Source organism: Nocardiopsis sp. iso_25, from assembly GCF_056173305.1.
On the sequence record NZ_CM149667.1, the window covers coordinates 1,839,447 to 1,862,462 of the forward strand.

Genomic DNA, 23,016 nt, shown 5'->3' on the forward strand with positions numbered 1-23,016 from the left:
CACCTGTGGGTGTGAAGACCGTTGTGCAGGTGAAGCTGCTCCCCGACGCCGCCCAGGAGGCGACGCTGTGGGAGACGCTGAAGTTGTGCAACCAGGCGGCCAACCGCGCCTCGCGCCGTGCGCACGAGTGTGGGGTGAAGGCGAAGACACCGTTGCAGCGGCTGGTCTACGACGACCTCAAAGCGATGGGGTTGTCCGCGCAACCGGCGAGCCACTGCGCACGCAAGGTCGCCGGGGCCCATGCCACGCTGAAGGCCAACCTCAAGGCCGGAAACCACGGCTGTGAGGGGTCCAAGCGGCGTACCCGGGTGGAGAACACGCCGGTTCGGTTCCGAAAAGACGCCGCGCAGCCCTTCGACGACCGGTGCCTGTCCTGGCAGATAGACGCGCGCACGGTGTCGATCTGGACCGTGCACGGCCGGGTGAAGGGCATGGCGTTCGCGTGTTCACCGGACCAGGCCAAGGTGCTCACCGAGTTCCGCAAGGGCGAATCCGACCTGGTCAAGCGCGGCGACAACTGGTACCTGTACGCCACCTGTGAGGTGCCCGAGGCCGACGAGTACACCCCCGAAGGTTTCGTGGGTGTGGACCTCGGTATCGCGAACATCGCCACCACCAGCGACGGGGACGTCTACTCGGGCAAGCAGGTCAACCAGGTCCGCCATCGCAATCGCCACCTCAGGCGCCGTCTCCAGAAGAAGGGAACCAAGTCCGCCAAGCGTGTCCTGCGCCGCCTCTCGGGCCGCGAGGCGCGGTTCGCGGCCGATACCAACCACCGCATCGCCAAGCAGATCGTGACCGAGGCTCAACGCACCTCACGGGGTCTCGCCCTGGAAGACCTGGGCGGCATCCGCAAGAGGGCACGGCTACGCAAGCCCCAGCGGGTCACACTGCACTCCTGGTCCTTCGCTCAACTGGGCGCTTACATCGCCTACAAAGCAAGACGGGCCGGGGTGCCGGTGGTGTACGTGGACCCGGCCCACACCTCCCAGGGGTGTAGCGCGTGTGGCCACGTCGACAAGAGGAACCGGCCGAGCCAGGCCACTTTCCGATGCACGTCGTGCGGTTTCGCTGGGCACGCCGATGTGAACGCGGCCCGCAACATCTCCTCCAGGGGTGTGGCGGGCTGGGCAGTGAGTCACGCTGCCGACGACGCGGCCTGAAGTACACCTGCCAGGTGTGTGGAAGAGCTGCAAGCTCAGCCCTTCAGGGCCGAGAAGCTGACCATGCAGTTCCCCTTCGAGCACTCCAGGGAGCCGATGGCCATGCCGGTCGCGCGGGCCGACGCGCACCTCAACGGCGTCGCGCTGCCCTTGGAGGAGATCCAGGGGGTGTTCCGCAGCCCCCTGTGGGTCCGTCGGCACAGCTGGGGGCTGTGGGGCGCGGTCGCGCCCCTGAGCCCCGGCGGGTACGTGCTGGAGATCAGGGCGGACGACGGCCAGGGCTTCCGGGTGGACACCACCTACCACCTGACCGTCGTCTGAGGCGTGCGGGACGGCGCGACGGGGGCCGGTCCACGACGGCCGGGCACGCCGCCCGCACCGCTCGGCACGCGGATCCCCTCCGGCCCCGCGCCGTTCGGCGCGCGGACCCCGCCAGACCCATGCCGCGGGTCGGGCGGGGACAGCCCCGAGAGCCGGGCCGTTTCCGGTCCCGCCGCCCGCCGAGGGCACCGGACGGCGACGGAGAAGCGCACCGGGCCGTCGCTGGTCCCGTCGTCCGCCGGAGCGGACCCCGCCGGTCGGTCAGACACGTGACGGAACGCGGGCGTCGGCGCGGGTCGGACCCGAGAACACCGCCTCCAGGGGCAATCCCAGCTCCTCGCCGACGGCCTCGGCGGGGGAGCCGGGCGCGGGGGCGAGCACGGGCCGCGCCTCCAGCAGGGCGCGGGTCAGGCGCTCCTGCCGGTCCAGGCGCGCCGCGGCGTCCCTCTGCGCCGCGCCCGTCACGGCGGCGCCCGGCCCGCTGGGCGCCGGGGCCGGTGCGGGAACCGGTTCCAGGCTCGACCCGTCCGGCGCGGTGTAGCCGGTGCACCAGCGCAGTCTCCCTCCCGCCCGCGCGGGGGCGTCGGCGTGCGTGACCACCAGCGAGTCCACCCCGCCGGTGGCGGCGAGCGCGTACCGGTGCGCCACCGCGTCGAAGTGCCCGACCCGGAACTCCCCCTGCCACGGGTGCGTGCCGTTGTGCGCCTCGGCCAGCAGCGTGCCCAGTTCCGGGTCCTCGGCCACGAGCGGGCCCGCGCCGTGCCGGGTGGTGTAGGTGCGCACCACACCGATCCGGCGGGCGTCGCCGGGGCGCCCGGCCTCGGCCAGGAGCGCGAGCGGGTTCGCGGTGGTCGTCGTGGACCAGGTGGTGTACGGGTGGAACCCGTGCCACTCGTCCAGCAGCACCCCCTGCGCCCCCTCGAACACCACGGGGGAGCGGGCGAGCAGCCGGGGCAGGTGGTCCTCGTCCACCAGCCGCACCCGCCGTGCGAAGGCCAGGTAGGCCTCCACGCACTCCTCGACGTCCGGCTCGGGGTCGGGCCGGACCCCGGCACCGCGGTCCGGGGCCGTGCCGGTCCCTGTCACCGTGCCGGGCTCTGCCGCCGCGCCGGAGGCCGCCGACGGCCCGGTTCCTGCCGCCGTGCGCCCGGCGCCGGGGCCCGCGCCCGGGGGCTCCAGGGAGCGGCGCACCGCGTGCAGGTGGTCGGCCAGGCGGCGCAGCTTGCGGCGCAGCGCGTCCGGCCGCGCGCAGTCACCGGCGGTCGGCGCGTCATCCGGGCGGGCCAGGGCGTAGGCCACGGTCTCGCCCACCCCCATCCCGCACGAGCCGTGCCGGTCCTCGCCCCGGGCCAGCTCCCGCGCCCGGTTGGCCGCCCGGTGCCACGGCGTGCTGATCAGCGCCCGGCGGTCCACGGTGACCAGCGCGAACGGGTCGGGCACGCCGAGCGAGGCCAGATGCCCGGCCTCGGCGGCCAGGGCGAAGGGGTCCACCACCATCCACCGCGACAGGTGCGTGGGCACCGGGCCGCCGGGGGCCAGTGTTCCCGCGCCGAACTGGGCGAACGTGTGGTGGCGGCCGTCGGGGGTCACCACGTTGTGCGCGGCCTGGGCGCCCCCGTTGGCGCGCACGACGGCGCCGAAGCGCCGCCGCGCGCACAGCAGGTCGACCGTCACGCCCTTGCCCGCGTCGCCGAACCCCAGGTCGACGACGACGGCGTTTCCGTCGGCCCACGGGGTGGTCGCGCCGGTCACAGCCGGTCCACCCCGCCCGCTTCGGCCGGGCCGCCGAGCCCGGTCGGGGTGTCGGCCACGACCACGGAGCCGCGGCTCTCGGACAGCGTCCGCAGCGCCCTGCCCACCGCCTCGCCCGTGTCCGAGCCCGCCTCGGCCAGGTCGGCCAGGCCCTTCTCCAGGTCGATGGCCTCCTCGGCGAGTCCGACGGTGACCGCGATGGTCTCCGACACCGCGTTGAGGTCGTCCAGGTAGATGACGTTCTGGCCCATTTGGGTGTCCCAGAAGCCGCGCACCTTGTCGTTGTGGAAGTGCCCGCTGCCGGTCGGCATGATGAAGTACACCTCGAAGCTGCGCCGCAGCTCGGCCAGGATCCGCGGGAACGGGATGTCCTCGGTGATGTCGTCGCCGATCACCTCGCGCACCTCCCGCGCCTTGACCCCCCCGTAGGCCATCTCGTCTCCGATGATGAAGAGGTGGCCGCGCCGTCCGCGCTTCTCCAGGCAGTCCATGGAGGTGTGCCGGGCCATGAAGTACATGGCCAGCTCGTAGGACTCCGTCACCTGGCCGCCACCGCCGCCCTCCAGCAGGATGTTGCCCAGGTCGTCCTCCAGTTCGTTGCCGGACTCGAACTGCCCCACCTGGAGCGGGGCCCGGTCGCACGTGGCGTCGCCGATCGCGCCGAAGAGGATCTGCGGGTCCTGCACGTACCCCTTGCGCAGCAGCAGGCCGAACAGGTCGGGCAGCTTGGTCTGGAGTACGCGCGGCACGTTGCGCATGGAACCCGTGACGTCGAAGAGCACCGAGATGGCCAGCGACTCGGGGTGTTCGGCGGAGTCGCGGCTCTCTCGCACGCCCACGCCGTGGGGGTCGAGGCTGTCGTGGACCCGCCAGGCGCTGCGCGGGGTCGAGGCGAGCACGTCGTCGGTGTAGCCGAAGCTGCTGGAGCCGACGGAGGAGTTGTAGGCCTGACGCGCGTGGTAGGCGTCGGTGGACCAGTGGCTGCTTCCCATGGGGTTCTCCTTGGAACGGGGGTGGGCGGATCGGGCCGCCGGGGTCGGGGGCGGGGTTCGTGAGGGGGAGGGTGGTCGGGGGAGGGGGTTCTCAGGCCCCGGCGGCCGGTGCCGGGTCCGGCATGGTGAAGGGGCGGAACCGGCGCGGCCCGTAGAGGCGTTCCAGCGCGTCGTCCAGTTCGCAGAGCAGGGCGAACCCGTCGCGGGGCCGCCGTTCGGGGGCGGGCAGGGTGCAGCCGCGCGCGAAGGACCGCAGCTCCCGGGGCAGGCGGCCCGCGGTGACGTACTCCACGCACCGGGTCGCCATGTGGATGTCGGTCTGGGCCAGCGCGGGGCGGCGCGCGGCCACCTCGGGCGGGTAGAAGTCCGCGCGGCCGGGCACCATCGCCGGGACGTGCGGCGCGGTGCGCGGGGCGTGCGCCGTCACCGAGTAGCACCAGTCGACCAGGACCAGGCCGTGATCGGCCGGGTGGATCATCACGTGCTCGGGTACGACCGCGCCGTGCACCACCCCCGCCAGGGCGGCGTTGCCGACGGCGACCAGCAGCCGCCGCCACATCCACGCCGCGTCGCGCGGGTCGACGCCGTCGGGGTGGGCGCGGCGCACCTCGGCCAGCGTGTGGAAGCCGTGCAGCCGTCCCAGGACGTTGGCCCGCCGCTCCACGCCGGTGGCGGCGTCGCGGTGCTTGAAGGACTCCACCAGTTCGGGGACGAAGGCCCGGTAGCGCTCGTGGCCGTGCTCCCGGATACGGCGCAGCGCGGTCGCCTCGGCCTCCAACAGGTCGTTGTCGCGGGGTGCGCGGGGCAGTTTGAGCACCGCGTCGCGCCACTCCGGCGCCCGGTAGCGCACCGGGTGCAGGTCGGCGACGTCGCCCCGGGCCAGCCGTTCCCGGCCGACCCGGTAGGTGTGCGTGCCGGTGGCCAGGGTGAGGTCGTCCAGGCGCAGGTCGCCCGCGGCCATCGCCCGGTACAGGTCCCACAGCCGCGAGAGCCGGGTGAAGGGGCCGGTGCCGCTGCCGGGCGGCGCCGTGTCGGGGTGGAGCGCGCGGGCCAGCTCGCGGTGGCGGGCCGTGGCCGCCGGGGGCACGCCGCCGCCCTCGGGCAGCGGGCCGAACAGCTCCACGGGGTCGCCCGCCAGGGCGACCTGGCGCTCGGCGTCCTCGAATACGGGGCCGGTGGCCGTCATCGGACTCCTCTCGGGTGTCACTGCGTGCCCCGCAGCAGGGGAGGGTGCAGCAGGGCGGCGCCGCCCGCGCGGTAGAGCCGGGCCCGCCGTCCGCCGCCCGCGCCGCCGCGCTCGGCGAGTTCCCCGGTGTCCTCCACGAACCCGGGTGCGGCGAGGATCTTGCGGTGGAAGTTGGCCGCGTGCAGGGACTGGCCCCACACGGCCTCGTACACCTCGCGCAGCGCCGTGATGGTGAAGGCGGGCGGCAGGAAGGCCGTGGCCAGCGGGGTGTACTCCAGCTTGGAGCGGGCGCGCTCGACCGCGTCGGCCAGGAGGCGGCCGTGGTCGAAGGCCAGGTCGAGCCCGGGGCGCGCGCCGTCGCCGTGGCCGAGGTCGCGCCAGGGGGTCCAGGCGGCCTCCTCGGTGCCCCGGCCGGTGTGCGGGTCGGGCAGGTCGGGGGCCAGCAGGACGTAGGCGACCGAGAAGACGCGCATGCGCGGGTCCCGGTCCCGGGCGCCGTAGGTGCCCAGCTGCTCCAGGTGCAGTTCGGTGGGCAGCAGAGTCTTCTCCGAGAGCACGCGCAGGGCGGCGTCGGGCAGGTCGGGGTCGGCGGGGCCGTCCGGTCCGTCCTGGGCCCGGACGAATCCGCCCGGCAGCGCCCACCAGCCGCGCTGGGGGTGCTCGGCGCGCCGCGTCAGCAGCACGTGCGGCACGCCCGAGCGGATGGTGAGGGCGACGACGTCGACGGTGACCGCGGCCGGGGCGAACGCGTGCGGGTCGTAGTCGGCGAGGAACCGGCTCTCGCCCTCCTCGTTGCGCGGGTCGGCCACGTGCGCCTCCAGTTGTTCTCAATCCGAGTATTTCTCGAACTGAGAGCAACTTAGCACGCGTTCGGTGTCCCGTCCATCCCTTTTCTCCGGAACCCGAAGACAGCGCGCGGTCCGGGGGCGTGCGGCCGCGCCCGGCCGGGCGACTACGCTCGCGACAGGGTGGCCCTGGCAGCGGCGGGCTCCGGCCGGAGGGCGCCCCCGGGGGCCGACACGCCCGGGCGGGCCGGAGGCGGACGTCGTCGCCCGCCGCTAGCATGTGGGCGAACGGACGTTCGAGAGGACAAGGGTGAGGCGCGTGCGCGTGTTGGGGATCGACCCCGGGCTGACCCGGTGCGGTGTCGCCGCCGTCGAGGGCGCCATCGGCCGACCGCTCGCCCTGCTCGGCGCCGACGCCGTGCGCACCAGCCCCGACACCGACCTGCCCCACCGGCTCGTGGGCATCGAGCGCGGTATCGAGGAGTGGCTGGACCGCTACCAGCCCGACGCCGTCGCCGTCGAGCGCGTCTTCGCCCAGCACAACCTCAGCACCGTCATGGGCACCGCCCAGGCCAGCGGCATCGCCCTGGTCTGCGCCGCCCGCCGCGGCCTGCCCGTGGCCATGCACACCCCCAGCGAGGCCAAGGCCGCCATCACCGGCAACGGCCGCGCCGACAAGGCGCAGGTCGGCACGATGGTGGCGCGTATCCTCGGACTCGACGGACCCCCCAAGCCCGCCGACGCGGCCGACGCCGTCGCCCTGGCCATCTGCCACATCTGGCGCGGCGGGGCCCAGGCCCGCGTCGCCCAGGCCCAGCAGGACTTCGCCCGCAAGGTGGAGCTGGCCCGCCGCACCCGCGGCCGCTAGCGCCCCGCCCCCAGGAAGGAGAGGGGCACCGTCCCCGGTGCCCACACCAGATGATCGCGTTCCTCACCGGCCGGGTGGCCGCGCGCGGCGCGGGCACCGCCGTCATCGACGTCGGCGGGGTCGGCATGACCGTGCAGTGCACGCCCTCCGCGCTCTCGCGCCTGCACGTGGGCGAGACCGGGACCGTGGCCACCAGCCTCGTCGTGCGCGAGGAGTCCCTGACCCTGTTCGGGTTCGCCGACGACGACGAGAAGCACCTGTTCGAGCAGCTCCAGACCGCCTCCGGCGTCGGCCCCCGCCTGGCCCTGGCCATGCTCTCGGTCCACAGCCCCTCCAGCCTGCGCCACGCCGTGTCCACCGAGGACACCACCGCCCTCACCCGCGTGCCCGGCATCGGCAAGAAGGGCGCCCAGCGCATCGTCCTGGAACTGCGCGGCAAGCTCGACGCGCCCGTGCTCACCGACGGCACCCCGCCCGGGTCCGAGGCCGCCGGGTCCGGCGGCGAGCCCAACGGCGCCTGGCGCGGACAGGTGGTCTCCGGCCTGGTCAACCTCGGCTGGTCGGCCAAGGACGCCGAGGCCGCCGCCTCCGCCGTGGCGACCGAGGCCGAGCACACCGACGACGTCGCCGTCCTGCTGCGCAGCGCCCTGCGCAGGCTCAGCCGGGCCTAGGAACAGGGAGGAAACCCCGTGTACGACTTCCACGAGGAAGATCCCCGCGGCTCGGCCCCCGTCGGGCCCCCGCCCTACGAGCGCGACGCGGTCTCGCCCGACGCGGGCACGGACGAGCGCCAGATCGAGGGCGCCCTGCGCCCCCGCGCGCTGGACGAGTTCGTCGGCCAGGAACGCGTGCGCGAACAGCTCTCCCTGGTGCTGCACAGCGCCAGGCGGCGCAACCGGGCGCCCGACCACATCCTCATGTCCGGCGGCCCGGGCCTGGGCAAGACCACCCTGGCCATGATCATCGCCGCCGAGATGGGCGCCCCGCTGCGCATCACCTCGGGCCCGGCCATCGAGCGCTCCGGGGACCTGGCCGCGGTGCTCTCCACCCTCCAGGAGGGCGAGGTGCTCTTCCTGGACGAGATCCACCGCATGGCCCGCCCCGCCGAGGAGATGCTCTACGTCGCGATGGAGGACTTCCGGGTCGACGTCGTGGTCGGGAAGGGCCCCGGCGCCACCGCCATCCCGCTGGACATCGCGCCGTTCACCCTGGTCGGGGCGACCACCCGCGCGGGCATGCTGCCCGCGCCCCTGCGCGACCGCTTCGGGTTCACCGCGCACATGGACTTCTACACCCCCGGTGAACTGGAGCTGATCCTCCAGCGCTCGGCGGGCCTGCTGGGCGCACCCCTGGACGCGGACGCTGCCGTGGAGATCGCCGGGCGCTCGCGCGGCACCCCCCGGATCGCCAACCGGCTGCTGCGCCGGGTGCGCGACTACGCCGAGGTGCGCGGGGACGGGCGGCTGTCGCTGGACACCGCCCGCGCCGCCCTCGACCTCTACGAGGTGGACGAACTGGGCATGGACCGGCTGGACCGGGCCATCCTCGACGTGCTCATGAGGAGGTTCCGCGGCGGCCCGGTCGGCCTGTCCACGCTGGCGGTGTCGGTGGGGGAGGAGGCCGAGACGGTGGAGACCGTCGCCGAGCCCTTCCTGGTCCGCTCCGGATTCCTGGCCCGCACCCCGCGCGGCCGGGTGGCCACCCCGCAGGCCTGGGCGCACATGGGGCTCACCCCGCCGCCGGACGCGGCCTTCGGTGCGGCGGCGGCCAACGGCGGCGGCACCACGGGCAACTCCGCCCCCGCGGGCAACGCGGGTCACAACGGCACGGCTACTCCCTGACCAGTGCGTCTGACACGGAGCCCCGGTCCGGGCACAATGGGTTCCGGCCGGGCGGATCGGGGGCGAACCGTTAACACCCCGATCTCCTCCGGTGGGATACCGGTGACCCACGCCACGTAAGCTGGGACGAAACAGCCGATACGGGGCACGACTCCGTACGTGTCGTTCGACACCGGTGGAACGTCTCGGCCCTCTGGCGCGTTGTACGTGCCGGACAGGCCCGGACCACGCGGTTCGTGCCGATGCGAAGAAGGTGGCCGTCGCGGTGTCCCATCCGACAGCGGTCGGCCACACGACGAAACGTCAGGAAGGACGCCCCCGTGCAGGGCCTTTACCACCTCGCTGCCGAAGGAGAGCCCACCGGTGGGCTCTTCAGCATGCTGTTCCCGTTCCTGCTGATCCTCCTGGTGTTCTGGCTGCTCTTCTGGCGCCCGGCCCAGAAGCGCCGCCAGCAGGAGACGCAGATGCACAACGCCCTGGTCCCCGGTGTCGAGGTGATGACCAAGGCCGGCATCTTCGCCACCGTCGTCGAGATCCACGAGCAGGACGTCCTGCTGGAGATCGCGCCCGGGACCCGCATCCGCATGCTCAAGGCCGGTGTCGGAGAGGTCGTCACCCCGGCCGCCGACGACACGCCGGTGGAGGACCGCCCCGACTTCGGCGACGACGACAAGCCCAAGGGCTAGACGTACCTCCTCGGGCCCGCGCCCCGCGTCCCGCACGGTGAGCGGACGGCCCGCGCGCGTCCGACCCCGGTACCGGCCCCCCGCGCGGGGGGCCGGTACCGCCGTGTCCGGCCGTCCGGACCACGGGTCGCCGCCGCGACTCCCGCGAGGGCCCCGGCCCCGACAGCACGAGAACCCAGCAGAAGGCCCATCCCACATGCCCGACGACACCGCCACCGCGGCGCCCGTCCCAGGTCCGGAGCTCATCCGGGCGCACATCCGCGACATTCCCGACTTCCCGCAGCCCGGCGTCCTGTTCAAGGACATCACGCCGCTGCTCAACCACCGGGAGGCCTTCGCGGCCGCCGTGGAGGGCCTCGCCGCGCCCTTCCTCTCCGCGGGGGTGGACCACGTGGTCGGACTGGAGGCGCGCGGGTTCATCTTCGGCGCCCCGGTCGCCATGGCGCTGGGCTCGGGCTTCGTCCCCGCGCGCAAAGCCGGGAAACTGCCCTCGCGGACCATCGGTCAGGCCTATGATCTGGAGTACGGCACCGCGACCGTCGAGATCCACGCCGACGCGGTCTCCCCGGGCAGCCGTGTGCTGATCGTGGACGACGTCCTCGCCACCGGCGGCACCGGCAGGGCCGCGGTGGACCTGGTCCGCAAGGCGGGTGGTACGGTCGTGGGATTCTCCGTCCTGATGGAGCTCTCCGCGCTCCTGGGACGGGACAGGGTGCCCGACGTGGAGCTGCACACCCTCCTCACGGTCTGATCCGGCCGACCCGCGCCGCGGCCGACGCCCCTCCCCACGGGGAATGCGCGACGGCCCGTCATCGTTGACGTACTCCACCACCGGGGGTGAACCCCCGGTGGCCAGTGTCACACCCGCCGCCGGGCGCGGCGGGAGCGGGGAGGCCGAGGCCGTTCCCGGCGGGAACGGCCCCACTAGACTGGTGGGAGAGGTACCGCGGCGGCCACGTCACGACTGGCCCTGATGACACGCACGTGCACCGGTGGAGCCGGGCGGCGCTGACGGCGCCCGCGCGACCGGACGGATCCGCGGGAGGTAGGCATGCCAAGCGAAGTGGTTTCGACCGGGGCGGCAGCGACGGACGAGACGCGGCGGGACGCCTCCCAGGAACCGCGGCCGAACACGCCCCAGGGGCACGCGGACGGCACCGGCGCGCAGGGCGCCACCACAAGTCCACAGGGAGACCGGCCGGAGGGCGCCGCGAACGGAGCGGCGCCCTCCGACGTCTCCGGAGCGGGGGCCACGCGGCAGCCGTCCCCCTCCACCACGCCCTCCACGGTGCGAGTACGCAGAAGGCTCGCCCGACTAGGCGCCCAGCGGGGAGTGACGATGAACCCGGTGCTCGAACCACTGATCAAGACAGTGCGGGCCACCCATCCCAAGGTGGACGTGCGGCTGGTCGAGCGCGCCTACGAGGTCGCGGCCCACCACCACCGCGACCAGAAGCGCAAGAGCGGCGACCCCTACATCACCCATCCGCTCGCCGTCGCCACGATCCTCGCCGAGCTGGGCATGCAGGAGGCCACCCTGGCCGCCGCCCTCCTGCACGACACCGTCGAGGACACCGACTACTCCCTGGGCGATCTGCGCTCGGACTTCGGCGACGAGATCGCCGAGCTGGTCGACGGGGTCACCAAGCTCGACAAGGTCAAGTACGGCGAGGCCACCCAGGCCGAGACCGTGCGCAAGATGGTCGTGGCCATGGCCCGCGACATCCGCGTGCTGGTCATCAAGCTGTGCGACCGGTTGCACAACATGCGCACCCTGCGCTATCTGCCCTCCCGCGCCAAACGGGAGAAGAAGGCCCGCGAGACCCTGGAGATCTTCGCCCCCCTCGCCCACCGGCTGGGCATGAACACCATCAAGTGGGAGCTGGAGGACCTGGCCTTCGCCACCCTCTACCCCAAGCGCTTCGACGAGATCGCCCGCCTGGTGTCCGAGCGCGCCCCGCGCCGCGACGTCTACCTCCAGGAGGTCATCGAGGCGGTCTCGGCCGATCTGCGCGAGTCCAAGCTCAAGGCCACCGTGCGCGGGCGGCCCAAGCACTACTACTCGATCTACCAGAAGATGATCGCCCGCAACTGCGGCTTCGACGAGATCTACGACCTCATCGCCGTGCGGGTCCTGGTGGACAGCGTCCGCGACTGCTACGCGGCCCTGGGGACCATCCACGCGCGGTGGAACCCGGTGCCCGGCCGGTTCAAGGACTACATCGCGATGCCCAAGTTCAACATGTACCAGTCGCTGCACACGACGGTCATAGGGCCCTCGGGCAACCCGGTCGAGCTCCAGATCCGCACGCGCGCGATGCACCGGCGCGCCGAGTACGGCATCGCCGCGCACTGGAAGTACAAGGAGGACCGGGGCAGCGGGGGCGAGAGCAAGCCCCGGGGCAGCTCCGACATGCAGTGGCTGCGCCAGCTCATCGACTGGCAGCAGGAGACCAAGGACCCGGGCGAGTTCCTGGAGTCGCTGCGCTTCGACCTGTCGGTGCAGGAGGTGTTCGTCTTCACCCCGGGCGGCGACGTCATCTCGCTGCCCCAGGGCGCCACCGCCGTGGACTTCGCCTACGCCGTGCACACCGAGGTCGGCCACCGCACCGTGGGCGCCCGCATCAACGGCCGCCTGGTGCCGCTGGAGAACGAGCTGCACAACGGCGAGACGGTGGAGATCCTCACCTCCAAGACGCCCGACGCCGGACCCAGCCGGGACTGGCTGAACTTCGTCAAGAGCGCCCGGGCCCGCAACAAGATCCGGCACTGGTTCACCAAGGAGCGCCGCGAGGCCGCGATCGAACAGGGCAAGGACGAGATCGCCAAGGTCATGCGCAAGCAGGAGCTTCCGGTCAAGCGCCTGTTCAGCGGTGAGGCGATCATCGGCCTGGCCAGCGACCTGCGCTACCCGGACGTGGACTCTCTGTACGCGGCGGTGGGGGAGCGCCAGGTCAGCGCCCAGCACGTGGTCGGCAAGCTCGTCGACTCCATGGGCGGCCTGGAGAGCCACACCGAGGACATCGCCGAGTCGGCGCTGCCCACCAAGGCGGCCACCCGCCAGCGCCAGCACGGCAACCCGGGCGTGGTCGTGGAGGGCGACGCTGACGTGTGGGCGCGCCTGTCCAAGTGCTGTACCCCCGTGCCGGGCGACGAGATCGTCGGCTTCGTGACCCGGGGCAACGGGGTGTCGGTGCACCGCCGGGACTGCGTGAACACCGCGACGCTGGACACCGACCGCATGGTCAAGGTGGACTGGTCGCCCACCGAGGACTCGATGTTCCTGGTGGCGCTGCACGTGGAGGCCCTGGACCGGTCCCGGCTGCTGTCGGACATCACGCGGGTGCTGAGCGACCAGCACGTCAACATCCTGTCCGCGACCGTCCAGACCAGCCGCGACCGCGTGGCGCAGAGCCGCTTCACCTTCGAGATGGCCGACCCCGCCCACCTGGGCAGCGTGCTGCGCGCGGTGCGGGGCGTGGACGGCGTCTACGACGTCTTCCGCGTCCGCAACTGACACGGCCGGGTCCCGGGCTCCCCGCGCGGGGAGCCCGGGACCCGTGCGCGCCGGTCAGATGCGGATCGTGGTCGAGCGCACGATCTCGAACACCGGGTGGCGGTCGGCCTCGGCCGCGAACGCCTCCTCGGGGGCGTCCGGCGGCGTCTCGAAGTACAGGCCCACCACGGCGGAACGCGGGTGGTCCAGGTACTCCTTGAGCAGCGGGGCGGCCTCCCCGGCCCCCAGTTCGCGCACGCTGATCAGCTCGATCCAGCCGCCCTGGCGCAGCGTCGCGAAGCCGTCCCGACGCAGGTTGCGGACCCAGTCCACCTCCCCGTAGGGGGAGACCAGGAACCGGCCGCGGTCGCTGTCCAGCACACTGAGCGGGATGGTGCGCAGGAAGCCCGACTTGCGCCCACGCGTGGTGAGCAGGTGCAACTCGGGCAGGCACACCCCGTACTTGACGAAGCCGCTGACGACGGCGTTGGCGGTCCGCCGCAGCCCCGTCATCTCGAACCGCTTCGTCGGCTCGTTCCCCATCTCGGCAACTCCCTCGCTCGGCTGCTCCCCATTCTGGCGGCTGCGCGCGCCCGTCGGCACCGGGGGAGGCGCGCGACCCGCCTCCGGTCCCCGCGGACCGGCCCGGATCCCGGACCCGATCCGGGGCCCGCGGAGGCGGCGCTGTTCAGCGGAAGGCCGAGATCCCCGTCACCGACTGGCCGATGCTGAGCGCGTGGATCTCCTCGGTGCCCTCGTAGGTGGCGACCGTCTCCAGGTTCGCCATGTGCCGCATCACCGGGTACTCCAGGGTGATGCCGTTGGCGCCGTGCACCGAGCGCGCCGCCGCGGCCACCCGCTGGGCGGCGGCCACGCACGAGAGCTTGCCGAAGCTCACGTGGTTGTGGTGGCACCGGCCCTCGTCCTTCAGGCGCCCGATCCGCAGCGCGGTCATGGCCGCCTGGTTGACGTCCACCACCATGTCGGCGAGCTTGCGCTGGGTCAGCTGGAACCCGGCGATCGGCCGGCCGAACTGCTCGCGGCTCAGCGCGTACTCCAGGGCCGCCTCGTAGCAGGCGCGCGCGGCGCCGGCCGCGCCCCACACGATGCCGTAGCGGGCCTCGTTCAGGCACGACAGCGGCGACCCCAGGCCGCGCGACCCCGGCAGCACCGCGTCGGCGGGCAGGCGCACGCCCTCCAGCACCAGTTCGGAGGTGACCGACGCGCGCAGCGACAGCTTGCGGTGGATGACGTTGGCCGAGAACCCGGGCGTGTCGGCGGGCACCACGAACCCGCGCACGCCCTCGTCGGTGGCGGCCCACACCACGGCCACGTCGGCGACCGAGCCGTTGGTGATCCACATCTTGGTGCCGTCGAGCACCCAGTCGCTCCCGTCCCTGCGGGCGCGGGTGCGCATCGACCCGGGGTCGGAGCCGGAGTCGGGCTCGGTCAGCCCGAAGCAGCCGATCGCCTCACCGGCGGCCATGCGCGGCAGCCACTCCTGCTTCTGCTCCTCGGAACCGAACTTGTGGACGGCCGCCATCGCCAGCGAGCCCTGTACCGACACGAAGCTGCGCAGGCCCGAGTCCACGGCCTCCAGCTCGCGGCAGGCCAGACCGTAGGCGACCGCGCTGGAGCCGCCGCAGCCGTACCCCTCCAGGTGCATGCCCAGCACCCCGAGGGAGCCGAAGGCCCTGGCCAGCCCGCGCGGATCGGGCAGGGTGCCCGCCTCGAACCACTCGGCCACGTTCGGCGCCAGCTCGCGCGAGGCGAAGTCGCGCACGGCGTCGCGGACGTCGCGCTCGGTGTCGGTCAGGTCGGCGTCCACCGCCAGGAAGTCGTGCGGGTCCGGGGCGGCGGGCTTGCGGGAGTCGCTCAAGGTGTGTGTCCCTTCGTGGTGCCGACGGCCGGTGCGGCCGTGCGGGATGTGGACGGTGTCTATCGGACCCGGGTGCGGGACCCGGAGGAAGGACGGGCGGTCGCCTCGGGGCCGGGTGCGCAGCCCTGACCGGTTCCGGGGCGTGGTCGGGCGGTGCGGCCGGGCGGGTCCGGTGCGACCCGCCCGGCTCTCAGGGCAGGTCGGGCTGCTGGACGGCGCCGCGCGCGACCATCGCGTCCACGTCGGCCCCGTCCACGCCGAGTTCGGCCAGGATCTGCCGGGAGTGCTGCCCCAGCAGCGGCGGCGCGGTGAGCGGCGGCGGGCTGCCCTCCAGACGGAACCCGGCGCGGACCTGTTCGATCAGCCCGGCGGTGGGGTGCTCCACGGTGCGCAGGACGTCGTCGCCGCTGGCGTCGGCGGTGCGCAGCGCGTCGAGCACCCCGCGCACCCGTCCCACCGGCACCCCGGCCCCCACCAGCAGCTCCATCCAGTGGTCGGCGGGTCGGGAGCGCAGGGTCGCCGACAGGGCGCCGACCAGTTCCCCCCGGTGCGCCACCCGGCCGGGGTTGGTGGCGTAGCGCGGGTCCGCGCCCAGGTCGGGGCGGTCCAGGGCCGCGCACAGCCGCTGGTACAGGGCGTCGTTCCCGGCGGCGACGACGATCTCGGCGTCCGCGGTCGCAAAGGCCTGGTAGGGCACGATCGTGGTGTGCGCGTTGCCGACCCGGGCGGGTTCGGCCCCCGTCACCAGCGCCTGCTGGGTGAGGTTGACCAGGCCGGAGAGGGTGGAGTTGATCAGCGACGCGCTGATGTTCTCGCCGCGCCCGGTGACGCGGGCCCGCATGAGCGCGCCCAGGATTCCCACGGCGGCGTTGAGCCCGGTGAGCACGTCGGTCAGGGCCACGCCCACCTTGCTCGCCGGTCCCTCCGCGGGTCCGGTGGTGGACATGAGCCCGCTCTCGGCCTGCACCACGATGTCGAAGCCGGGACGCGTCGCGGGCTCGTGCCCGGGCCCGAACCCGCTCACCGAGCAGTACACGACGGCCGGGTTGCGGGCGCTGACGGCCTCGTAGCCGAGCCCGAGCCGGTCGATGACCCCGGGCCGGAAGTTCTGGACGACCACGTCGGAGGCCGCGCACAGCTCCCGGACCGCGGCCAGGCCCCCGGGGTCCTTCAGGTCCACGGCCAGGCTGCGCTTGTTGCGGTTCACCGACAGGAAGTAGGCGGCCTCGCCGTGCCCCGCCGCTCCGGCCTCCCCGGCCCAGGGCGGCCCCCAGGAGCGCGTGTCGTCGCCGCGCCCGGGCTGTTCCACCTTGACCACCTCGGCGCCCATGTCGGCGAGCAGCATGGTGGCGTAGGGGCCGGCCAGTACGCGGGACAGGTCGGCGACGCGCACGCCCGCCAGCGGCAGCGGCGCGGCCCCGGCCCCGGACGCGCTCTCGGTTCCGTTTCCGGCCCCGGCGCCGCTTTCGGCCCGGGCTCCGGCGGGGCCCCCGTTCGCGGAGAGGTCGTCGCTCACGGCCGCTCCTCCTCCCCGGCCTCGGGGTCCGCGGGCAACTGGTCGCCCTCCCTGAGCTGGCCGTAGGTCTCCAGGCAGCGGCGCAGGGCGGTGGTCAGCGCGGCGCCGGACTGGCCCGCGTAACGGGTCTGCACCCGCCGCACCATCTCGGCGACGTCCCCGGTCACCGACTCCCCCTCGACCAGGGCGCGGAAGAAGTCCCTGGCCAGCTCGGTGAGCAGGGTGGTGTCCGCGGCGACGACGCGCCCGTCGGCGGTGTCCACGGCCAGCACGACGCCGAGCCGCTGGTACTGGGAGTGGCTCGCCACCGAGTCGGGCAGGCGGGCGTAGCCGGACACCAGGACGACCCTGGGATTGCGCAGGACCTGCTGGATACGGTCGTCGCCGTACAAGGTGCACACCTCTCGCTCACGGGCACGCGAAAACTCCGACGCTCTGGAGTCTCGCGCCTGGAGGGCGGCCGGGGGAAACCGGACACCCGCGGCGTGAGGGCAGGCAGGCACAAGTATGTCCCCACCGCGCGCGCCGCTGTCAAGCGGTCCGGTGGTCCGGGCCGCATCCCCTCCCCCTGCCGCGGGCCGGAAGGCTGTGTTAGTGTGCCTCGCAGGTCACGAGTACCAGCGTCAAGCCCCGGCTAGCTGGTCGGCAACCCTCCTACCGCGGTGGGGTGCCCCGGGTGAGGACCAGGTCCCGACACGACCGTGTCGGACAAGCGCGGACCCCTGAGGCGTTACCGGAGTGACATCTCCGCGGGTCCCACGACCCACAGGAGAGGTGCTTCCATGACCACTGCCGTTCCCGTCCACGCCGCCCGTTCCGCCGAGCCCCCGGCCGACGCCGCCGCGTGCACCGTCGTCACCTCCGACGAGGGCGTCCCCCTGGTCACCGGCGGACGCGTCGAGTACGCCAACTTCGACTACGCGGCCAGCGCCCCGTGCCTGACCCCGGTGGCCGAGGCCCTGTCCGCGGCGCTGCCCTACTACGCCAGCGTGCACCGCGGCGCGGGCCACCACTCCCAGGTCAGCACCGACGCCTACGAGCGCGCCCGCCGCAGCGTCGCCCGCTTCGTGGGCGCGCGCTCCCGACCCGCCGACGCCGTGGTGTTCGTGCGCGGCACCACCGACGCCCTCAACCTGCTGGCCCGCTCGGTGCCCGAGGGCTGCACTGTGGTCGTGTTCGAGTCCGAGCACCACGCCAGCCTGCTGCCCTGGGAGCACCCCGCCGCCCGCGCCGGGCGGGTGGTGCGCCTGCCGCTGCCCGCCTCCCCCGAGGAGGCGGTGGAGGCCGCGGCCGCCGCGCTGCGCGGGGCCCCCGAGGGCCCGCGCCTGCTGTGCGTGACCGCCGCCTCCAACGTCACCGGCGAGATCTGGCCGGTGGAGGAACTGGTGGAGGCGGCCCACGCCGAGGGCGCCCGCGTGGTCGTGGACGCCGCCCAGTACGTGCCGCACCTGCCCTTCAGCCTGGAGGGGACCGGCGCCGACTACGTCGCCCTGTCCGCCCACAAGCTCTACGCCCCCTTCGGCTCCGGGGTTCTGGCCGGCCGCGCCGACTGGCTGCGCGAGGCCACGCCCTACCTGTCCGGCGGCGGGGCCACGCGGCTGGTCGACGAGCACGACGTGGTGTGGAACGACCTGCCCGCGCGGCATGAGGCGGGCAGCCCCAACGTGCTCGGCGCCGTGGCGCTTGCCGCCGCCTGCGACGCCCTCACCCCCGCCGCCCAGGAACTCCTGCACGTGCGCGAGTCGGCGCTGCTGGAGCGGCTGCGCGAGGGGCTGACGGCGGTCGACGGCGTCACCGAGCTGACCCTGTGGGGCGGGGACCACCCGCGGGTGGGCATCGTGTCGTTCACCGTGGACGGCCTGCCCGCCGACCTGCTGGCCGCGGCCCTGTCCGCCGAGTACGGGATCGGGGTGCGCGACGGCCTGTTCTGCGCCCACCCGCTCACCCGGCACCTGCTGCCCCGGGGCCACGGCCAGGCGGTGCGGGCGAGCCTGGGAGTGGGCACCACGCGCGAGCACGTGGACCGCCTCGTCGGCGCGGTCGCCGAACTCGTGGCCCGCGGACCGCGCTGGGAGTACGCCGACTGCGACGGCCGCCTCGCCCCGGTGCCCGACCCCGCGCGGGTGCTCTGACGGCGGTCCCGGGAGCGGTTGCGGCGGCTGCCCGGAAGGGTTCGGCCGGGCGCCACTACAGCTGGCTGTAGCGGCGGTCGGCGGGTGAGCGGGATGTTTCGGCGGGCCGCGCCTCCGTAGCGTCGGAGACGACACGGCGGGCGGTACACCGGCCGTGTCCAGCCACCCACCGAACCCCGGGAGCAGCCGTGTCCGACGACCCCTACCGCATCGACGCCTCGATCGCGGAGGACCCCTCGTCCTCCGTTCCGCAGCCGTCCCCCGCGCCCTCCCGACCTCGGCGCACACCCGCCCGCCGGGCCCTGCTGGTCCTGCTCGGGATCGTCCTCGCCGGGACCGCCGCGGCCAACGGCACGCTGTCCCTGCTCGGCCACGAGCTGATCGGGTCGGCCTTCGGACTCGCGGCGCTGGTCTCGCTCGTCGCTCTGGTCGTCCTGTTCCGCAGGGGCGACCGGTGAGGGGCGCGCAGGAGACAGCCGCCGCACCGGCCCCCACCGCACCGGTTCCCGCCGGTCCGGACGCCGAAGGCGAGGCCGTCCGGCTCACCGACGTCCACCGCGTGTACTCCGACGGCGAGGGCGTCGTCTCCGCCCTGGCCGGGGTGTCGCTGGGGGTGCCCCGCGGCTCCTTCCTCGCCGTCATGGGGCCGTCCGGATCGGGCAAGAGCACCCTGCTCAACTGCGCGTCCGGCATGGACCGCCCCACATCGGGCTCGGTGGTGGTGGGCGGCACCGACGTCGGCTCCCTGCGCGAGCCCCGGCGCACCGAGTTCCGCCGCGAGCGGATCGGCTTCGTGTTCCAGTCCTACAACCTGGTGCCCACGCTCACCGCGGAGGAGAACATCACCCTGCCGCTGCGCCTGGCCGGACGGACCCCCGACCAGGGCTGGCTGCGTACGCTCGTCGACCGGACGGGTGTGGGGCGGCGGCTGCGCCACCGGCCCACGGAGCTCTCCGGCGGCCAGCAGCAGCGGATCGCGATCGTGCGCGCCCTGGCCTCCCGGCCCGACATCGTCTTCGCGGACGAGCCCACCGGAGCGCTCGACGGCGCGACCGCCGACAGCGTCCTGGGCCTGCTGCGGGAGGTCGTGGACGAACTCGGCCAGACCGTCGTCATGGTGACCCACGACCCCAAGGCCGCCGCCCGGGCGCACGCCACCGCGGTCATGGCCGACGGCCGCCTCGCCGACGTCCTGCACGCCCCCTCCGCGGCCGACCTGGCCGGACGCCTGGCCTCCCTGGAGACGGCCGGGGCGGAGGCCGACCGATGACGGCGCCCCCCGGGCCGGGTCCGATCTCCGCACCGGGCCCCGCCTCCTGCCCGGATACCGCCTGTGACGCGAACCCGCCCTCCGCCTCGGGGCCCGCACGCGATCCGGATCCCGTCGGCGGACGCGGCCCCCTCGCGCTGAAGCTGGCGCGCGGCCGTGCCGGAGTGCTGGCCGCCGTCGCCGTCGCGGTCCTGGGCGGATCGGCGTTCGTCACCGTCGGCGGCGTGCTGGCCGACACCGGGCTGCGCTCGTCGGTCCCCGCCGAACGCCTCCGGGGAGCGGACGCCGTGGTCACCGCACCCCAGACGGTCGAGCAGGCCGAGGACCTGGATCTGCCCCTGCCCGAGCGGGCCGGACTGCCCGGGGGACTCACCGCCCGGCTGGCCGCCCTGCCCGAGGTCGGCGCCGCCGTCGGAGACGTCGGGTTCCCGGCCGCCGTGCACACCGGGGAAGGGGTCGCCACGGGAGCCGATCCCCGCACCACCGGCCACGGGTGGTCCTCCGCCGCGCTGTTGGAGGACGCCCCCTTGGAGGGGGAGGCGCCGCGAGGGCCTGGCGAGGTGGTCCTGGACGCCGCCACGGCCTCGGCCGCCGGCGCCGGGGTCGGCGACCGGGTGCGAGTCACCGCCGCGGGGCGCACCGGCGACCACCGGCTCTCCGGGGTGCTGGACACCGGCGCCACCGTGGTCCTGTTCGCCGACGACACCGCCGCCGACCTGGCCGGGCGCACGGAGGGTCCGCGCGAGGGCACCGTGGACCTGATCGGCCTGCGCGCCGCGCCCGGTGTGCCGCCGGAGCGGTTCACCGGGGCGGTGGAGGAGGCCCTGGCGGGAGAGGACGCGCTCGTGCGGACCGGGGACCGGATCGGCGACGCCGAGTCCCCGGCCGCCGGAGCCGCACGCGGTGTCCTGGTCGCGGTGGCCGGTTCGCTCAGCGGTGTCCTGGTGATGACCATCGGCCTGACCGTCGCCGGAGCGCTGTCGGTCTCCGTGGCCGCACAGCGCCGCGACCTGGCGCTCCTGCGGGCCGTGGGAGCCACGCCCCGGCAGGTCCGCCGCCTGGTCGCCGCCCCCAACCTCCTCGTCACCCTGGCGGTCCTGCCCTTGGGCGTGGCCGGCGGCTACCCGCTGGCCGGGGTCGCGCTGGACTGGTTCGCCTCCCTGGGGCTGGTGCCGCCGGGTCTGCCTCCGGTCTTCGGACCGCTGCCCGCCCTGGCCACGGCGGTGCTGATGGTGCTCGCCGTGTGGCTGGCCTCGCTGGCCGCGGTCGGCCGGACCGCGTCCGCGCCGCCCACCGACGCGCTCGCCGAGTCCGTCGCCGAACCCCGCGTTCCCGGCCGGGCGCGGACCCGGACGGGGGCGGCGCTGCTCCTGGCCTCGGTGGGGGCGTCGGTCCCGGCGCTGGTGCTGGGCGGCGAGATGGCGGCGGTCGCCCCGGCCTCGGCCGGCCTGCTCGCGGTGGTCGGGCTGGCCCTGGTCGGCCCCGCACTGCTGCGGGCGGTGAGCGGGGCGCTCGGCCGCCGTCTGCCCGCGCGCTCCTCCGCCCTGACCTGGCTGGCGGTGCGCAACCTGCACGGCCACTCCCACCGGGTGGCGGGCGCGGTCAGCGCGCTGGCGATGCTGGTGGCCTTCGCCCTCAGCCAGGGCTACGTCAACACCACCCTGCTGGCCGCGCAGACGGAGCAGCGCGAGGACGGGGAGCTGGCCGCGAGCACGCTGACGGCGCCCGCGCTCGGCGGGCTTCCGCGGGGACTGGCCGGGGCCGTCCGGGAGGACCCGTCCGTCGCCGCGGCCGTCACCGCCACGCCGACCACCCTCGTGTGGACCACCGGGCTGCCGTTCGAGGAGGGGGTGGTGCACCAGGAGACGCCCGCGCTGGTCCTGGGGCCGGACGCCCCGGAGGTCGTCGACGTGGGCGTCACCGAGGGCGACCTGGGTGCGCTGACCGGCGACACCGTCGCGCTGGGCGCGCGGACCGCGCGCTCCCTCGGAGCGGAACCGGGGCAGAGGGTGACGTTCCGGATGGGGGACGGTGCCGAGGTCAGTGCCGAGGTGGTCGCGCTGTACGAGCGCGAACTCGGCTTCGGCCGGGCCCTGGTCTCGCGGGACCTGGCCCGGGGGCACCTGACCGGTGACCTGCCCGCCGAGCTGCGGGTGCTCGCCGAACCCGGGCGGGAGTCCGAGGTCCGCGGGGTCCTCGACGCCCTGGCCTCGGCCCATCCGGGGGTGGAGGTCGCCGACACCGCCCCGGACGCGGCCGGGACCGGGCTCACGGCGAACACGGTGCTCAACCTCGTGGTGCTGCTCTGCCTGGCGGGGTACGTTCTGCTCTCGGTGGCCAACCGCCTGTCCGCCCAGACCCTGCGCCGCCGCGCGGAGACGGACGCGCTGCACGCCGTGGGCATGACCCCCGCGCAGGTCAGGTCGCTGCTGCGCAGGGAGGCCGCCCTGGTCGCGGTCGGCGCGGTCGTCGCCGGTGTACTGGTCTCGGCGGTTCCGCTCGCCTTCGCGGGGATGGGGCTCCTGGGCCGCCCGTGGCCCGGCGGCCCGCTCTGGCTGCTGCCCGCGACCGTGCTGGTGGTCGCGGCGGTGTCCTGGCTGTGCGCGGAGCTGCCCGCGCGGAGGCTGACCGCGGACCGGTGACGCGTCGGGGCCTGACCCGCGCCAGGACCTTCACGCTGGCCGCGTCTGGGCGCGGACCGATGACGCGCCGGGGCCTGACGGTCTTTCCCGCAGGGGAGCGGCCTTCCGTCGGGGCGTCCTGGACGCCCGGGGCGCCCTGGTTGGCCAGGAGGGCGGAGCGGCCTTCCGTCGGGCGGCCTCCTCCGCCCGGGAGCGGTCTTCGTGACGGAAGGGCGGTCGCCCTCCCGTCGAGGGCCGGCGCCTCGGGACCGGCGGCCGGGGCACGGGGGATCCCCTCCCCGACCGGGAGCGTTTTCCGGAAAGCGAGGAGAAGCGCTTCCCGGGATGGCCCGGCCGTGTCGTGGGGCTCTCCCGGGAACACGGGGCGGTCACCTGCCGAAATCGCGGGGGAGCGGGGCGTGACGCACGCTCCCCGTCCGCGGGGCCGAGTTCGTCTACCAGAAACACTTGCGCCCCAGGAGTTCTCAAAGGGCGAAATAGGGCACAT

At 74.4% G+C, this 23,016-nt stretch carries 20 protein-coding genes and 1 riboswitch; of the genes, 12 read left to right on the forward strand and 8 right to left on the reverse strand.

The window, feature by feature from the left end; translation table 11 throughout:
* Positions 1 to 11: 11 nt before the first annotated feature.
* Both AC0VX6_RS08020 and AC0VX6_RS08025 read left to right on the forward strand, forming a co-directional pair.
* Positions 12 to 1,163: an RNA-guided endonuclease InsQ/TnpB family protein gene (locus AC0VX6_RS08020; protein WP_475467973.1), complete on the forward strand. Its 1,152-nt coding sequence runs from the start codon at positions 12 to 14 to the stop codon at positions 1,161 to 1,163.
* An 18-nt stretch (positions 1,164 to 1,181) separates the two neighbouring features.
* Entirely contained in the window at positions 1,182 to 1,484 is a 303-nt protein-coding gene (locus tag AC0VX6_RS08025) for a hypothetical protein (RefSeq protein WP_274976867.1), read from the forward strand.
* Positions 1,485 to 1,745: 261 nt separating this feature from the next.
* Here the strand turns inward: AC0VX6_RS08025 and AC0VX6_RS08030 are convergent, their stop codons facing one another.
* The 4 genes from AC0VX6_RS08030 to AC0VX6_RS08045 form a co-directional block, all read right to left on the reverse strand.
* The gene (locus AC0VX6_RS08030) at positions 1,746 to 3,236 is read right to left on the reverse strand and encodes an adenylosuccinate synthetase (protein ID WP_475467975.1); all 1,491 of its coding nucleotides are present in this window, start codon (positions 3,234 to 3,236) and stop codon (positions 1,746 to 1,748) included.
* On the reverse strand, positions 3,233 to 4,228 hold the full coding sequence (locus tag AC0VX6_RS08035) for a hypothetical protein (RefSeq protein ID WP_475467977.1): 996 nt from the start codon (positions 4,226 to 4,228) through the stop codon (positions 3,233 to 3,235). The genes AC0VX6_RS08030 and AC0VX6_RS08035 overlap by 4 nt, the downstream gene beginning before the upstream one ends.
* Positions 4,229 to 4,319: 91 nt before the next feature.
* Positions 4,320 to 5,414 carry a protein kinase family protein gene (locus AC0VX6_RS08040; protein ID WP_475467979.1) on the reverse strand — a complete coding sequence of 365 codons (1,095 nt, stop codon included), beginning with the start codon at positions 5,412 to 5,414 and terminating at the stop codon, positions 4,320 to 4,322.
* Positions 5,415 to 5,431: 17 nt separating this feature from the next.
* A complete protein-coding gene (locus AC0VX6_RS08045) occupies positions 5,432 to 6,223 on the reverse strand; it encodes an NUDIX hydrolase (RefSeq protein WP_274976871.1) in 792 nt (263 codons plus the stop codon).
* A 295-nt stretch (positions 6,224 to 6,518) separates the two neighbouring features.
* Between AC0VX6_RS08045 and ruvC the strand changes: the two genes are divergently transcribed.
* The 6 genes from ruvC (at position 6,519) to AC0VX6_RS08075 (ending at position 13,111) form a co-directional block, all read left to right on the forward strand.
* A complete protein-coding gene (gene ruvC, locus AC0VX6_RS08050) occupies positions 6,519 to 7,067 on the forward strand; it encodes a crossover junction endodeoxyribonuclease RuvC (RefSeq protein WP_212640868.1) in 549 nt (182 codons plus the stop codon).
* A gap of 50 nt (positions 7,068 to 7,117) precedes the next feature.
* Positions 7,118 to 7,738, forward strand: a complete 621-nt coding sequence (ruvA, locus tag AC0VX6_RS08055) for a Holliday junction branch migration protein RuvA (protein WP_274976872.1) — start codon at positions 7,118 to 7,120, stop codon at positions 7,736 to 7,738.
* Between the two features lie 18 nt (positions 7,739 to 7,756).
* Positions 7,757 to 8,908 carry a Holliday junction branch migration DNA helicase RuvB gene (gene ruvB / locus AC0VX6_RS08060; RefSeq protein ID WP_274976873.1) on the forward strand — a complete coding sequence of 384 codons (1,152 nt, stop codon included), beginning with the start codon at positions 7,757 to 7,759 and terminating at the stop codon, positions 8,906 to 8,908.
* A gap of 320 nt (positions 8,909 to 9,228) precedes the next feature.
* Positions 9,229 to 9,594 carry a preprotein translocase subunit YajC gene (gene yajC / locus AC0VX6_RS08065; protein WP_249351987.1) on the forward strand — a complete coding sequence of 122 codons (366 nt, stop codon included), beginning with the start codon at positions 9,229 to 9,231 and terminating at the stop codon, positions 9,592 to 9,594.
* A gap of 196 nt (positions 9,595 to 9,790) precedes the next feature.
* Entirely contained in the window at positions 9,791 to 10,345 is a 555-nt protein-coding gene (locus tag AC0VX6_RS08070) for an adenine phosphoribosyltransferase (protein ID WP_274976874.1), read from the forward strand.
* 588 nt (positions 10,346 to 10,933) lie between these two features.
* Entirely contained in the window at positions 10,934 to 13,111 is a 2,178-nt protein-coding gene (locus AC0VX6_RS08075) for a RelA/SpoT family protein (protein ID WP_274976875.1), read from the forward strand.
* 54 nt (positions 13,112 to 13,165) lie between these two features.
* On the opposite strand, the gene AC0VX6_RS08080 is transcribed toward AC0VX6_RS08075, so the two are convergent.
* The 4 genes from AC0VX6_RS08080 to AC0VX6_RS08095 all read right to left on the reverse strand — a co-directional run bounded on the left by AC0VX6_RS08080 (position 13,166) and on the right by AC0VX6_RS08095 (position 16,877).
* On the reverse strand, positions 13,166 to 13,633 hold the full coding sequence (locus AC0VX6_RS08080; RefSeq protein ID WP_475467981.1) for a nitroreductase/quinone reductase family protein: 468 nt from the start codon (positions 13,631 to 13,633) through the stop codon (positions 13,166 to 13,168).
* Between the two features lie 145 nt (positions 13,634 to 13,778).
* Positions 13,779 to 14,969 carry an acyl-CoA dehydrogenase family protein gene (locus tag AC0VX6_RS08085; RefSeq protein WP_274976877.1) on the reverse strand — a complete coding sequence of 397 codons (1,191 nt, stop codon included), beginning with the start codon at positions 14,967 to 14,969 and terminating at the stop codon, positions 13,779 to 13,781.
* Positions 14,970 to 15,159: 190 nt separating this feature from the next.
* Positions 15,160 to 16,485, reverse strand: a complete 1,326-nt coding sequence (locus AC0VX6_RS08090; protein ID WP_475467982.1) for a CaiB/BaiF CoA transferase family protein — start codon at positions 16,483 to 16,485, stop codon at positions 15,160 to 15,162.
* The gene (locus tag AC0VX6_RS08095) at positions 16,482 to 16,877 is read right to left on the reverse strand and encodes a DUF3870 domain-containing protein (protein WP_274976879.1); all 396 of its coding nucleotides are present in this window, start codon (positions 16,875 to 16,877) and stop codon (positions 16,482 to 16,484) included. Before AC0VX6_RS08095 ends, AC0VX6_RS08090 begins: the two co-directional genes overlap by 4 nt.
* Before the next feature lie 214 nt (positions 16,878 to 17,091).
* A riboswitch (SAM riboswitch) is annotated at positions 17,092 to 17,206 on the forward strand.
* Between the two features lie 61 nt (positions 17,207 to 17,267).
* Here AC0VX6_RS08095 and AC0VX6_RS08100 point away from each other — a divergent pair.
* From AC0VX6_RS08100 to AC0VX6_RS08115, 4 genes are all read left to right on the forward strand, one after another.
* Entirely contained in the window at positions 17,268 to 18,617 is a 1,350-nt protein-coding gene (locus AC0VX6_RS08100; protein WP_475467984.1) for an aminotransferase class V-fold PLP-dependent enzyme, read from the forward strand.
* A gap of 188 nt (positions 18,618 to 18,805) precedes the next feature.
* The gene (locus AC0VX6_RS08105; protein WP_274976881.1) at positions 18,806 to 19,075 is read left to right on the forward strand and encodes a hypothetical protein; all 270 of its coding nucleotides are present in this window, start codon (positions 18,806 to 18,808) and stop codon (positions 19,073 to 19,075) included.
* Positions 19,072 to 19,887 carry an ABC transporter ATP-binding protein gene (locus tag AC0VX6_RS08110; protein WP_274976882.1) on the forward strand — a complete coding sequence of 272 codons (816 nt, stop codon included), beginning with the start codon at positions 19,072 to 19,074 and terminating at the stop codon, positions 19,885 to 19,887. The genes AC0VX6_RS08105 and AC0VX6_RS08110 overlap by 4 nt, the downstream gene beginning before the upstream one ends.
* Positions 19,884 to 22,529, forward strand: a complete 2,646-nt coding sequence (locus AC0VX6_RS08115) for an FtsX-like permease family protein (RefSeq protein ID WP_475467986.1) — start codon at positions 19,884 to 19,886, stop codon at positions 22,527 to 22,529. The genes AC0VX6_RS08110 and AC0VX6_RS08115 overlap by 4 nt, the downstream gene beginning before the upstream one ends.
* The last annotated feature ends 487 nt before the right edge of the window (positions 22,530 to 23,016 follow it).